10 protein-coding genes are annotated in these 13078 nt (G+C 61.9%); 8 read left to right on the forward strand and 2 right to left on the reverse strand.

Annotated features, from left to right (window positions below):
* The first annotated feature begins 54 nt into the window (after positions 1-54).
* The 4 genes from OEG79_RS04215 (at position 55) to OEG79_RS04230 (ending at position 7520) form a co-directional block, all read left to right on the forward strand.
* The gene (locus OEG79_RS04215; RefSeq protein ID WP_264147576.1) at positions 55-1992 is read left to right on the forward strand and encodes a DUF1302 domain-containing protein; all 1938 of its coding nucleotides are present in this window, start codon (positions 55-57) and stop codon (positions 1990-1992) included.
* Positions 1993-2024: 32 nt separating this feature from the next.
* A complete protein-coding gene (locus OEG79_RS04220; protein ID WP_264147577.1) occupies positions 2025-3392 on the forward strand; it encodes a DUF1329 domain-containing protein in 1368 nt (455 codons plus the stop codon).
* Positions 3393-3540: 148 nt separating this feature from the next.
* Complete coding sequence (locus OEG79_RS04225) at positions 3541-6282, forward strand: LuxR C-terminal-related transcriptional regulator (protein ID WP_264147578.1); 2742 nt, start codon at positions 3541-3543, stop codon at positions 6280-6282.
* 296 nt (positions 6283-6578) lie between these two features.
* Positions 6579-7520, forward strand: a complete 942-nt coding sequence (locus tag OEG79_RS04230) for an alpha/beta fold hydrolase (protein WP_264147579.1) — start codon at positions 6579-6581, stop codon at positions 7518-7520.
* A gap of 75 nt (positions 7521-7595) precedes the next feature.
* Here the strand turns inward: OEG79_RS04230 and OEG79_RS04235 are convergent, their stop codons facing one another.
* Positions 7596-8429: a metal-dependent hydrolase gene (locus OEG79_RS04235; RefSeq protein WP_264147580.1), complete on the reverse strand. Its 834-nt coding sequence runs from the start codon at positions 8427-8429 to the stop codon at positions 7596-7598.
* A 213-nt stretch (positions 8430-8642) separates the two neighbouring features.
* On the opposite strand from OEG79_RS04235, the gene OEG79_RS04240 reads away from it, so the two are divergent.
* From OEG79_RS04240 to OEG79_RS04255, 4 genes are all read left to right on the forward strand, one after another.
* The gene (locus tag OEG79_RS04240; RefSeq protein ID WP_264147581.1) at positions 8643-9668 is read left to right on the forward strand and encodes an AraC family transcriptional regulator; all 1026 of its coding nucleotides are present in this window, start codon (positions 8643-8645) and stop codon (positions 9666-9668) included.
* On the forward strand, positions 9665-10312 hold the full coding sequence (locus OEG79_RS04245) for an MBL fold metallo-hydrolase (protein ID WP_264147582.1): 648 nt from the start codon (positions 9665-9667) through the stop codon (positions 10310-10312). The genes OEG79_RS04240 and OEG79_RS04245 overlap by 4 nt, the downstream gene beginning before the upstream one ends.
* Positions 10313-10376: 64 nt before the next feature.
* The gene (locus OEG79_RS04250; protein ID WP_264147583.1) at positions 10377-11045 is read left to right on the forward strand and encodes an OmpA family protein; all 669 of its coding nucleotides are present in this window, start codon (positions 10377-10379) and stop codon (positions 11043-11045) included.
* Positions 11046-11189: 144 nt separating this feature from the next.
* Positions 11190-11846, forward strand: coding sequence for an OmpA family protein (locus OEG79_RS04255; RefSeq protein WP_264147584.1), 657 nt, complete (start codon positions 11190-11192; stop codon positions 11844-11846).
* A 112-nt stretch (positions 11847-11958) separates the two neighbouring features.
* Here OEG79_RS04255 and OEG79_RS04260 read toward each other — a convergent pair whose 3' ends face one another.
* Positions 11959-12855, reverse strand: coding sequence for an acyltransferase (locus tag OEG79_RS04260; protein ID WP_264147585.1), 897 nt, complete (start codon positions 12853-12855; stop codon positions 11959-11961).
* Positions 12856-13078: the final 223 nt, after the last annotated feature.

A 13078-nucleotide genomic window follows, 5' to 3' on the forward strand; every position in this document is an offset into this window, starting at 1 on the left:
ACCTGCTGGCTATAGTCCAAGCATCCATAACAAAAAACACATGGAGTAGCGTCGATGACAACAAAAACAACACCGTACTGGCGCCTGGCAAAACTGCCGCTGGCCGTCAGCCTCGCATCCACCCTTGCCGCCCCGGCATTCGGCGTCACTTTCAATATTGGCGAGATCGAAGGGCAGTTCGACTCGGCGCTGTCGGTGGGGGCGAGTTGGTCTACGCAGAGCGCCGATAAAGATCTGATTGGCTTCAACAATGGCGGCCGAGGCCTGTCGCAGACCTCCGATGACTCCAAGCTGAACTTCAAGCGAGGCGAAACCTTCTCCAAGATATTTAAAGGTGTTCATGACCTTGAACTTCGCTATGGCGATACCGGCGTGTTTGTTCGTGGTAAGTATTGGTACGACTTCGAGTTGAAGGATGAAAGCCGTCCTTTCAAAGATATCAGCGATAGCAATCGCAAAGAGGGTGCACAGTCCTCTGGTGGTGAGATTCTCGACGCATTCATCTATCACAACTACGCGATCGGCAACCAACCGGGCTCTGTACGTCTTGGTAAGCAAGTAGTGAACTGGGGTGAAAGCACCTTTATTGGTAACAGCATCAACTCAGTCAACCCTATCGATGTAGCTGCCTTCCGCCGACCGGGTGCCGAGATCAAGGAAGGCCTGATTCCGGTCAACATGTTCTTCATCTCGCAGAGTTTGACCGACAATCTCTCCATGGAGGCGTTCTACCAGCTCGAGTGGGATCAAACCGTCGTCGATAACTGCGGAACCTTCTTTGCTCAGCCGGATGTCGTTGCCGATGGATGTGACGATAATCTGCGCGTACTGCGCTCCAGGTCATCCCTGCCTGCTGCAGCGCTTGGAGCTGCTGATCTGTTCGGCGTTGACATCAACGATGAAGGTGTTCTGGTTAAGCGTGGCGCCGACCGTGATGCTCGTGACAGTGGGCAGTGGGGCGTTGCTTTCCGCTATATCTTCGAACCATTGGATACAGAGTTCGGCTTCTACGCCATGAACTACCACAGCCGAGCCCCTATCTTCAGCGGCCAGGCGGGTAGTGAGGCGGCGTACACCGCAATTGACAACTTTGTCGCGGCATCGCCTGCTGCACGAGCTTCTCTTGCGCCGCTCCTGGCTGCTGGGGCTGGTAATTACTTCCTTGAATATCCGGAAGATATTCGACTTTACGGCATAAGCTTCGCGACTACCTTGCCAACCGGCACAGCATGGAGTGGGGAGATCAGCTACCGCCCGAATGCACCTCTGCAGTTGAACACGACCGACGTTCTGTATTCAGGCCTCAAGCCTCTTACAAGCATGCCGCTTACCGGCGGTATGTACGATGGCTCTGGCGTCGGCAACGTGTCGCTGATCGATTCGGGGTTCGGTGCCACGGCCCATGGCTACAAACGTAAGGAGATCACTCAGTTCCAGACGACTCTGACTCACTTCTTCGACCAGGTAATGGGAGCTTCTCGTCTCACCTTGGTTGGCGAGGTCGCGGTGGCCCATGTGGGGGGCTTGGAGAGTTCCGACAAGCTGCGCTACGGACGTGATCCGAGCTATGGACCGGGCCCGCTGGACGGAAACTATGCCGTTGGTGGCGTTGGTGTCTTCCCAACCTGTCAAGGTCTGAATACCGGGACCTTGGGTAACAACCCCAACGCCAAGAACGTCAGCAAATACTGCGAAGACGATGGTTTCGTTACCTCTACTTCGTGGGGTTATCGCATTCGCGCCATCTGGGATTACCCCAACGTTTTTGCCGGCGTGAATCTGCGGCCGAGTGTTGCCTGGTCCCATGATGTGGAAGGTTATGGCCCGAATGGTTTGTTCACTGAAGATGCTAAGGCTGTGAGCCTCGGCCTTAATGCTGAGTACCAGAATACCTATACCGCAGATCTGTCCTTTACCAGCTTCTTTGATGGCAAGTACAACACCGCCGTTGATCGCGACTTCGTTGCGCTCAGTTTCGGTATGAACTTCTAAGCGGTCAGGAATTTCGAGGAATCATGATGCAAATGAAAACAACAAAAAAACTGTGGCAAAGTGGCGTCCTGGCCCTGTCTCTGCTGGCAACCGGCGTCATGGCTGCCGTCTCGCCGGAAGAAGCAGCCAAGCTGGGTACGACCCTGACTCCGCTGGGTGGGGAAATGGCCGGCAACGCCGATGGATCGATCCCGGCCTGGACTGGCGGGCTGCCGGCCAATGCCGGTGCGGTCGATCCGCGCGGCTTCCTGGCCGATCCGTTCGCCAATGAGCAGCCGCTGTTCACCATCACTGCGCAGAATGCCGAGCAGTACAAGGACAAGCTGACCCCCGGCCAGCTGGCCATGTTCAAGCGCTATCCGGAAAGCTACCGGATGCCGGTCTACCCAAGTCACCGTTCTGCCACCGTGCCGGCAGCGGTGATCGAGGCTACCAAGCAGAACGCGGTCAACACCAAGATGATCGAGGGTGGTAACGGTCTGGAGAACTTCCAGACCGCCAACCCGTTCCCGATTCCGCAGAACGGCCTGGAAGTGATCTGGAACCACATCACCCGTTACCGCGGTGGCAGCGTGCGCCGTGTGGTGACTCAGGCGACTCCGCAGCCGAACGGCTCATACTCGCTGGTCTACTTCCAGGACGAGTTCACCTTCCGCGATGCGCTGACCGACTTCGATCCGAGCAAGGAAAGCAACGTACTGTTCTACTTCAAACAGCGCGTGACCGCTCCGTCGCGTCTGGCCGGTAACGTGCTGCTGGTGCACGAGACTCTCAACCAGGTGAAGGAGCCGCGTCTGGCCTGGCTGTACAACGCCGGTCAGCGTCGCGTGCGTCGCGCTCCGCAGGTGTCCTATGACGGTCCGGGTACCGCCGCAGACGGTCTGCGTACTTCCGACAACTTCGACATGTACAACGGTGCGCCGGATCGTTACGAGTGGAAGCTGGAAGGCAAGAAGGAGATCTACATCCCCTACAACTCCTACAAGCTGGACTCGCCGAACCTGAAGTACTCCGACGTCATCAAGGCCGGCCACCTCAACCAGGATCTGACTCGTTACGAGCTGCACCGCGTCTGGCACGTGACCGGCACCCTGAAGTCGGGTGAGCGTCACATCTATGCCAAGCGTGACTTCTACATCGACGAGGATACCTGGCAAGCCGCTCTGATCGACCATTACGACGGTCGTGGCACCCTGTGGCGCGTAGCCGAGGCGCATGCCCAGCACTACTACGACAAGCAGGTGCCGTGGTACACCGTGGAAACCCTGTACGACCTGCTGTCGGGTCGCTACCTGGCGCTGGGTATGAAGAACGAGGAGAAGCAAGCCTACGACTTCAACTACAAGGCCTCCGGCAGCGATTACACCCCGGCCGCTCTGCGTCAGGCGGGCGTTCGCTAAAACCTGCCTCCTGCAATACGAAAAGCCGGCCTTGTGCCGGCTTTTTCGTTACGGACTGTAGCGGGCGCTTCAAATGGCCAGTGCAAGCCGCTAGGCTGGGCCCGGATCGAGCCCGCTGACGCAAAAGAAGACCTCCAAGAACAGGCCGATGACAGACCTCTCCCGCACGCCAGGTTTTCCCTATACGCCGGCCACGTCGGTGGACGCGCGTTTCTATCGTCCGCCACTGCCTGCAGGGCATATGCCTCGTCCCCGGCTGTGTGAGCGTCTCGAAGAGGGGCTGCAGGGGCGCTTGCTGCTGGTCAGCGCGCCAGCCGGCTTCGGCAAGAGTTCGCTGGCGATCGAGTTCTGCGAGCGACTATCCGATCACTGGCGTAGCCTGTGGCTGGGGCTGAGCGAGCGCGACAGCGATCCCGGGCGTTTTCTCGAGCGTTTGCTGCAGGGCCTGCAGCAGTTCTACCCCGGCCTCGGCGAGGAGGCGCTGGGGCTGCTCAAGATGCGCCAGCGTCACCAGCCATTCGCATTCGAACAATGGCTCGATGGCCTGCTCGACGAGCTGGCACAGAAGCTCGGCGACGGTCAGCCGCTGCTGCTGGTGCTGGATGATTATCATCTGGCGCAGGGGCCGGTGCTCGATCGATGCCTGCAGTTCTTCCTCAACCATCTGCCATCCGGGGTGTTGCTGCTGGTCACCAGCCGTCAGCGGCCGGACTGGCATCTCGCGCGTCTGCGTCTGTCGCGGCAATTGCTCGAACTGAACGAACAGGACCTGCGCCTGACCTCCCGCGAGCTGGACGCCCTGCTGGCGAACCAAGGGGCACACCTCGAGCGGCAACAGATCGACGGAATCCTGCAGCGCAGCGAGGGCTGGATCGCGGGTTTGCGCCTATGGCTGTTGGCCGCCGAAGAGCTGCAGCAGTCAGGTGAGGGGCTGCAGCTGCACGGCGGTGAGGGGCTGATTCGTGAGTACCTGCTCGAAGAGGTCATCGAACGCCAGCCCGCAGAGGTTCAACAATTTCTCTATGACACCGCCTGCATGGAGCGTTTCTGCGCGGAACTGTGCGATGCGGTTCGTGACAGCCATGACAGCGCTGCGATCATCCGCCAGTTGCAGGCCAATCAGGTATTTCTGGTGCCTCTCGATGATCAGGGGCGCTGGTTCCGTTATCACCACCTGTTTTCCGATCTGCTCAATGCGCGGCCTGCCGAAGGGTTGAGTCGATCTCGCAGCAGTACTCACTTGCGCGCCTGTCGCTGGTTCGCTGCGCAGGGCCTGCTCGACGCCGCCATCGAACAGGCGTTGCTGGCCGGGCAATCGGATGTCGCCGCCAGCCTGGTGCAGAATCTTTCCGAAGAGCAGATGCTGGCCGAGCAGAATATCGCCATGCTGCTGCGCTGGAAGGCCAATCTGCCGGATGATCTGCTGGCCAGCACAACGCGACTGATCATGCTCTACGGCTGGGCGCTGGCGCTCGCCTGTCAGCTCGATGCCGCGCAGGAACTGCTCGACCAGCTCGGCCGATTCCTGCCAGCTGCCGATCCGGTCAGCCAGCGCAGCCTGCTGGCGCAGTGGCAGGCGCTCGATGGGGTCATCGCACGTGGGCGTGGCGATGGTGCCCGTGCCGAGCAGCAGTGCAGCGAGGCGTTGGCCGGCTTGCCGGCGGAGCGCTATGGCCCGCACTTCATGTGCCTGTCGGCCCTGGCCAATCTGGCCATGGTCCGTGGTGACCTGTGGCGTGCACGGGGGCTTAACCGCGACGCACTGGAGCTGGCGCAGCGTATCGACAATCCCCTGTTTGAAGCTCTGGCGCACTATGAGCGCGCCCGGGTACTGCAGGGGCGTGGCGAAGTACTGCGCGCGCAGGATGAAGTGCAGCAGGGTCTTCTGCAGGTACAGCGTTTACCCGCCCAGCGCCAGTATTCGGTGCGGGCGCGGTTGACCATCTATGAAGGCTACCTGCTCGGCCTGCGTTTGCAGCCTCGGGCCGTGGAACGCTTGCGCGCCGGCGTCGCCGAGGCCAGGGCGTGTCGCGATGTCGGTGCGTTGATCGGTTACTGCGTGCTGGCCAGTCTCGAAGGCCGCGATGGGCGCTCCGCCGAGGCCTTCGCCCTGCTTGGTGAGGCCGAACGCCTGATGCATGTCTGGGACGTGCCGGCGATCTATTACCTGGCGATGATCACCCTGATGAAATGCGAGCTGTGGTTGCGTCAGGGCCAGGTCGAGCTGGCCGCGGCCTGGCTGCCGCAGCTGGCGGAAACCTACAGCGAAGGGCGTGCGCTGGCACCGGAGTTTCATCCGCAGATGGCGCTGCACATCGACCTGCAGCAGGCAGCTCTGGATCGTCTGCAGGGTGATCTGGAAAGTGCCGAACGGCGTCTGCGGGCCTTGCAGCCGCGAGCACAGGGATTGGGTTGCCAACTGGTCGGCCTGGCGGCGCAGGCGCAGCTCGCTCAGCTGTTGCGGCAAACCGGGCGGGCGCGTGAGGCGCAGCAACAGCTCGACAGATGCCTGGATCTCGCACAGGGCGGAGCGCTGTTGCCGTTCATCGAGCTGGTGCAGCATCAGCCGCAGTGGCTGCGTGAACGCCTGCAGGAGCGTTCGTCGTCCTGTCAGGTCCGCGACGCCTTGCTCGCGCAGTTACCAGCGGAACAGCACGCGCCCGACTTGTCTGAGGTCGAGGCGGAACCGCTCACCGAGAAACTCAGCGGACGCGAGCTGGCGGTACTGCAGCTGATTGCGCGTGGCTGTTCGAACCAGGAGATCAGCGAGCGCCTGTTCATCTCCCTGCACACGGTCAAGACCCATGCCCGGCACATCAACAGCAAGCTGGGCGTCGAACGGCGTACCCAGGCCGTCGCCCGTGCCAAGGCATTGGGGCTGTTGCGCTGAGGCAGGCGCCGACATCTTCTGCGTTGGGCCCTTGGGCTGGTTGCCATCGATCTTTTCCAGCGTTTCGCTCAGTTGCAGTGGTCTACCCTGCGCGCGCTCCGCGGACCTTCGTGACGCGCCGGTCCAGATCGCGCAGCCCGGCCGCCTCGACGGTGGTCGGCAGAACCGCACGAGGTGGCCTGCGCCCAGAACCGGTGACATGCTGGGGCAGGCGAACAGTCCCAAGGTTGGGCGCCAATTCGAGGCGCGCCATGCTCTGATGCGTGATGCCTACTACAGGAACCGAGGTGTCCCGCATGACTGCCAAAAGCCTGCAACTGCAACCGCCGCTGGCTGCCGGTTTCGCCCGTCTGGGCTTCGGTGCGCTATCGCTGGAGCGCCTCAAGGCGCGTTACGGCAATGCCGCCGACGGCTCCCGCTATATCGAACTCGACGGCTTCAACATCCACTATCGCGATGAGGGTAGCCGCGACAAGCCCGCACTGGTGATGATTCATGGCGTTGTGGCCTCGCTGCACACCTGGGATGGCTGGGTGCAGGTGTTCGCTTGCGATTACCGCATCATCCGCTTCGATGTGCCCGGATTCGGTCTGACCGGCCCGGCACGTGACGGGGAATATTCGGCCGAGCGCATGACGCGGGTGCTCGGTCTGCTGCTCGATTACCTGCAGGTGGACAAGGCCGATATCGCCGGTAATTCACTCGGCGGCTACATCGCCTGGAACTTCGCTCTGTCGCAGCCACAGCGTGTCGGCAAACTGGTACTGATCGATCCGGCCGGTTACCACATGCACAAGGTGCCGTGGATGATTGCCGCCGCCGCGCTGCCCGGTGCGAGAGTTGCCATGCCGCTATGGATGCCGCGCGCATTGATCGCTCAGGGCATCAGGGAGGTCTACGGTGAGCCGGGGCGGATCAGGCCGGGCGTGGTCGATCGCTACTACGACCTTTCACGGCGGCCGGGTAATCGCCGCGGAATGGTCGACATCTTCCGGGTACTGCTGAAAGTCAATCAGGAGCAGCTCCATGCAACGCCCGGGCGGGTCGCACGGATTAAGGCGCCAACCCTGCTGCTGTGGGGCGAGCGTGATCGCTGGATATCCCCGCAGCAGGTGCCACTGTGGCAGCGCGATCTGCCGGGGATTCAGGTCCGGGTCTATCCGGGTGTCGGGCATATTCCGATGGAGGAGATTCCCGAGCAGAGCGCAGCCGATGCGATGAACTTTCTGCAAGGTTGAGGCCCGTGAAATCCCGCAATACAAAAAGCCCGGACAGGCTCCGGGCTTTTGTAGGCGTCTGGTCAGGGATTCGCTTCAGGCCGCTTGCCGGGCGCCATCGAATTCCTCGCGCGCGGCATGTAGCAGATCCAGATTGTTGTGCTCCCAGGGATGGAAGCCGTCCTTGAAGAAATCCAGATAGGCGCGCAGCTGCGGGCGGAACACGCCGTCCTTGCCCCACATCCAGCGGATGCCGTCGCGCCATACGCGCCAGTTCCACAGCAGGCCGTCGACCCTGAGCATATGCGCCAGGCCTCGCGTGGTGTCGAGCACGAAGAAGAAGGTGCCCATGATCATCGCCCGGCGCAGCAGCCTGCGACTGCCACACACCTGGTTGTAGACGTCGAAGGCCACCGCCTTGTGCTCGGTTTCCTCCAGCGCATGCCAGCGCCACAGGCGGGTCATTGTCGGGTGTGCGTCGGCCATATAGGCGCCATCTCTCAGCAAGCCATCGGCCAGGATCGCAGTGATGTGCTCCAGCGCTGCGGTAGCGGCCAGCTGGCGCTGCGGCGAGAACCTCTTCTGCGTATATCGGATGCGCCTGCGGGCACGCTTCTCCATGCGCCCGACGTCGTAGCCGAGGTCGCGCAGGCGCTGGCTGTACTCCAGATGTTCACGGCTGTGATGACCTTCCTGGCCGATGAAGCCACGAATCTGTTCCCTGAGGACCGGATCGTCGATGCGCTCGCGGAACTGACGCACCGAGTCGATGAAAAAACGCTCGCCGTCGGGGAACAATACTGACATGGCGTCGAACAGATGTGTCTTGAAGGCATCGCCGCCGTTCCAGTGGCGCGGCAGCGGGTTGGGCAGATCGAAATCCATATGTCTGGGGCGTATCTGCAATCCTTCCGGAGTTGTGCTGGCCATGGGGTCTCCAATGGGCTATTTGCCTGGCTGTCACTATGGGCGCTGCGCACGCCTGGGCACAGGTTCGTAACAGCCAAGGTTGCGGTCATATCCGGCCAGCGGCCTGTTCCAGCAGAAAGTTGTGGTAGCGACAGAGCGGCGAACAGGTAGTCCTTGAGTTAAGGTTTTTCATCAGTCCGGTCATCTGCGGCCAGCTACCCGAACGACAAGCCCATGAAGCAAACCCTCAATTTCACCGCCGCACTGGTTCCCGTCGCGTACGCCGAGGCGCTGCTGGCGCTGGCCGAAGAACTGGGCCAGACGCGTGGCGAACTGTTTGTCGCGGCACGGGTACGCCCTGAGGTGCTGGGCAGCCCCAATGGCCGATTGTCCTTTCTCGATTTTCACCTGTTGACTCAGGCCGCGCTGGAGCGTTGCGGCGAGCCCGCGCTCGGTCTGGTCCTGGGCCAGCGCCTGAACGTGTCTACGCACGGCATCCTGGGTTACGCGGTGTTGTCCAGCGCCAATCTGGGCAAGGCCCTGCAGTTCGCCCTGAAGTACTACCGCGTGCTGGGGCTGTCCTTCGAGCTGGAGCTGGTGGAGCAGGGGCAGGATGTGGAGTTGCGTGCGGTCGAGTCCTTTCCCATGGGGCCGCAATCGCGTTTTACCAGCGAAGGTCTGCTGACCAGCATTCACACCATCGCGCGTTTTCTTCTGGGCGAGGAGTTGCGCGGTTTGGCCGTCGGTTTCGCCCATTCCGCACCGGACTATGCAGAGCGCTATGCCGAGGTGTTCGGCGTAGCCGCGCAGTTCGAGCAGCCCTATAACTGGCTGCGCCTGCCCCGGCATTATCTGCAGCGGCCCATGGCCCTGGCCAACCCGGCCACCGTGCAGATGTGCGAGCAGCAGTGCGAGGCGCTGCTGGCCAGTCTCGACGTGCAGGATGGCCTGCTCACCCGGGTACGACGCCTGTTACTGGCTCGCCCGGGTGACTTCCCCGACCTGGAAAGCGCCGCGAGCGCCCTGCATACCAGCGGCCGCAGCCTGCGTCGGCATCTGGCGCAGATGGGCACCAGCTATCAGCAGGTGCTCGATGACGTACGCAAGCGCCTGGCGTTGCAGTACCTCACCACCACGCACTTGCCGCTGTATGAAATCGCCCAGCTGCTGGGCTTCAGTGACCCTTCCAATTTCCGTCGTGCATTCCGCAAATGGACCGGTAAACTGCCCGGCGACTACCGCAACGAGGCCTCCCGATGAGTACCGCCGAACGCCCCGCCCTGATCCGCGAAACCTTCCCCGTCGGCCCTTTGCAGTGCAACTGCACCATCATTGGCGACCCCGTGACGAAGAAGGCCATAGTGGTCGATCCGGGCGGTAATCCCGATCTGATCATGGCTCGACTGGAAGCGCACGGCCTCAAGGTGGTCAGCATCATCCACACGCACGCCCATCTCGATCATTTCCTCGCCTCGGGGCAGATGAAGGAAAAGACCGGTGCTACGCTGCATCTGCATAAGGAGGATCAGTTCCTCTGGGACAATCTGGAGATGCAGTGCAACATGTTCGGCGTGCCGTACACGCCGGTCCCCGCGCCGGATCGCTGGCTGGCAGACGATGAGGAGCTGGCCTGCGGTTGCGGTGTGGCCCTGCATACGCCAGGGCACACGCCGGGCTCCATGAGTTTCTGGTTCGCAGACGCCAAGCTGCTGATAGCAGGTGACACGCTGTTCCGTCGTGGCATCGGCCGTACCGACCTGTGGGGCGGCGACTACGCCACCATCGAGCGTTCGATCAGGCAGCGTCTGTACATCCTCGACGAGGAGGCCACCGTGGTCACCGGCCATGGCCCGGACACCCGCCTGGGCGAGGAGATGCGCGAGAACCCCTTTATTCGCGCGTGACCGGGCACTAATGGTCGCGCGATGACTCAAATGGCCATCACCCACCGTTCATGGAGATACCTTCATGTTCCGCCTTACCCTGATTGCCCTGTGCTCGTCCGCGCTGCTGCTCAGTGGCTGCGCCTCGCAGAATCCCTATGACCAGAGCGCGCCGAGTTCCAACCGCACCGCCACCTATGGCGGGATCGGTGCCTTGGCCGGTGCGGCCGCCGGTGCCCTGATCAACCACGACAATCGCGGCAAGGGCGCATTGATCGGTGCTGCCGTGGCCGGTGCCGCCGCTGCGGGTTACGGCTATTACGCCGACAAGCAGGAGGAAGAGCTGCGTCGCAGCATGCAGGGCACCGGCGTTGAGGTGCAGCGCCAGGGTGATGTGATCCAGCTGATCATGCCCGGCAACATCACCTTCGCTACCGACTCGGCGCAGATCGCCAGCAGCTTCTATCAGCCGCTCAACAACCTGGTCAACTCCTTCCGTCAGTACAACCAGAACAGCATCGAGGTAGTCGGGCATACCGACAGCACCGGGTCGCACAGCTACAACATGGGCCTGTCGCAGCGACGTGCACAGAGCGTGGCCGATTACCTGCTGGCGCAGGGTGTCGACCCCAGCCGGGTGAGCACCCGTGGCATGGGGCCGGATCAACCGGTAGCGAGCAACGCCACCGCCGATGGCCGTGCACAGAATCGTCGTGTGGAAGTAACGCTGCGCCCGCTGCCTGGTGTGCAATGACCGGCGCCCTGCCGGCGGATCTGCTCTAGATCGCATTTCTCACCCGCCCAGGCTGTTAAGCTTGGGCGGAACTTCGCCGCGCCCTGGCGGTTCGAAGGCTGTGGCATGTCTGCCCGATACCAGAAGAAATCCTAAGGAAACGTTATGAAGACCAGGCGTAATCTGATCGCAGCAACTGCGTTCATGGCCATGCTCGCTGGCTGTACCACCAATCCCTACACCGGCGAAAGCCAGGCTGGCAAAGCCGGCATCTATGGCGGCATCGGCGCAGCGACCGGAGCCGTGATCGGGGCCGCCACGTCGAGCAAGAAGGATCGTACCAAAGGCGCACTGATCGGTGCCGCCGTCGGTGGTGCCGCCGGTGGTGGCTACGGCTATTACGTCGATACCCAGGAAGCCAAGCTGCGTCAGACCCTGCAGGGCACTGGCGTGCAGGTGCAGCGCAATGGCGATGATCTGAAACTGATCATGCCGGGCAACATCACCTTTGCCAGCAACTCGGCCGATATCGCCGCCGGCTTCTACCCGACCCTCAACTCGCTGGTGCTGGTCTTCAAGGAGTTCAACAAGAACGGCGTGAATATCGTCGGTCACACCGACAGCACGGGTTCGCAGGAGCTGAACCAGAGCCTGTCCCAGCGTCGCGCGCAGAGCGTGGCCAACTACCTGACCGCCAATGGTGTCCCCGGCCAGCGCATTTCCGCATACGGGGCAGGCCCGAGCCAGCCGATTGCCAGCAACGCCACCGAAGCTGGCCGCGCGCAGAACCGTCGCGTCGAGATCAACCTGCGTCCGCTGTAAGATCTGACTGCGTGCAAAAAAGCCTCCCAGCGGGAGGCTTTTTCATTTCGGCGGGCAGCGCGACGCGGGTGTCGGCCCAACCGGAGTGGAGCAGGCTGCCCCTGTCGGTGCTTCAGGCCTGCTGTTGCAGGCTGGCGAGCTCCGCGTCCTTCTCTTCCCACAGACGGTTGACCCACTGCTGGAAGGCCAGGCGGTAGTCGTCGTCCTGATCGTAATTGCGGCCGATGAATTCGCCTGGAATATCCACCTGCTTGAAGTTCACCTGCACGGCCTCCAGGCGACCGCAGAGCAGATCCCAGAAGCCCGGCACACCATGCGGATAGTGGATGGTGACGTTGACGATGGCGTGCAACTGCTCACCCATCGCATCGAGCACGAAGGCGATGCCGCCGGCCTTGGGCTTGAGCAGGTGCTTGAACGGTGAATTCTGCTGCGCATGTTTGGCCGGGGTCAGGCGCGTGCCTTCGAGGAAGTTGAACACCGCCACCGGATTGGTCTTGTAGCGTTCACAGGCCTTGCGCGTGGTGGCCAGATCCTGACCGCGCTTTTCCGGATACTTGGCCAGGTATTCCTTGCTGAAGCGCTTCATGAACGGGAATTCCAGCGCCCACCAGCACAGGCCGATCACCGGTACCCAGATCAGCTCCTGCTTGAGGAAGAACTTCAGCAGCGGCATGCGGCGATTGAGCAGGTACTGCAGGACCAGAATGTCCACCCAGCTCTGGTGATTGCTGGTCACCAGGTAGGAATGGCGCGTGTCGAAGCGTTCCAGGCCCTGAACCTTCCACCGGATATGGCCGACCAGGCGCATCCAGAACTTGTTGAAGCCGATCCAGCTTTCAGCGATGCCGTGCATGACGAAGCGCAGCGCGCGCTGAATGGGCGCGAAGGGCAGCAGCAACTTGAGCAGCGCAACGAAGAACAGCGGCCAGCACCAGAACAGGGTGTTCAGGGCGAGCAGCAGACTCGCGATCAGGCCGCGCAGCGGCGCGGGAAGAAAGTGCAGCATCGGGCAAACGCCTCCGTAGGCAGGCTGCACGCCCGGCGGGCAGCCTGAAAATGGGGCTTTCTCTGCGCCCCGTATAGGTCGAAAGAGCTGCGGCGTTCCATGTCGCGAGCTGATTTGGCGCCAAGGTTAACGCTTGTGCACTGACCTGCAAGTGCCAGCGATGACCCCCTGGTTTCGCCAGGCCACAGCTGGGGAGCTGCTCGCGCCGGCTATTGCGGCCGGC

Origin of the sequence: Pseudomonas sp. Z8(2022), assembly GCF_025837155.1 — a bacterium.
GTDB lineage: Bacteria > Pseudomonadota > Gammaproteobacteria > Pseudomonadales > Pseudomonadaceae > Aquipseudomonas.

Bases quoted from the DNA above. Each gene is read 5' to 3' on its own strand.
- OEG79_RS04220 (WP_264147577.1), top strand. From the start codon at position 2,025: ATGAAAACAACAAAAAAACTGTGGCAAAGTGGCGTCCTGGCCCTGTCT.
- OEG79_RS04245 (WP_264147582.1), top strand. From the start codon at position 9,665: ATGAGTACCGCCGAACGCCCCGCCCTGATCCGCGAAACCTTCCCCGTC.
- OEG79_RS04230 (WP_264147579.1), top strand. From the start codon at position 6,579: ATGACTGCCAAAAGCCTGCAACTGCAACCGCCGCTGGCTGCCGGTTTC.
- OEG79_RS04240 (WP_264147581.1), top strand. From the start codon at position 8,643: ATGAAGCAAACCCTCAATTTCACCGCCGCACTGGTTCCCGTCGCGTAC.
- OEG79_RS04235 (WP_264147580.1), bottom strand. From the start codon at position 8,429: ATGGCCAGCACAACTCCGGAAGGATTGCAGATACGCCCCAGACATATG.
- OEG79_RS04255 (WP_264147584.1), top strand. From the start codon at position 11,190: ATGAAGACCAGGCGTAATCTGATCGCAGCAACTGCGTTCATGGCCATG.
- OEG79_RS04260 (WP_264147585.1), bottom strand. From the start codon at position 12,855: ATGCTGCACTTTCTTCCCGCGCCGCTGCGCGGCCTGATCGCGAGTCTG.
- OEG79_RS04250 (WP_264147583.1), top strand. From the start codon at position 10,377: ATGTTCCGCCTTACCCTGATTGCCCTGTGCTCGTCCGCGCTGCTGCTC.
- OEG79_RS04215 (WP_264147576.1), top strand. From the start codon at position 55: ATGACAACAAAAACAACACCGTACTGGCGCCTGGCAAAACTGCCGCTG.
- OEG79_RS04225 (WP_264147578.1), top strand. From the start codon at position 3,541: ATGACAGACCTCTCCCGCACGCCAGGTTTTCCCTATACGCCGGCCACG.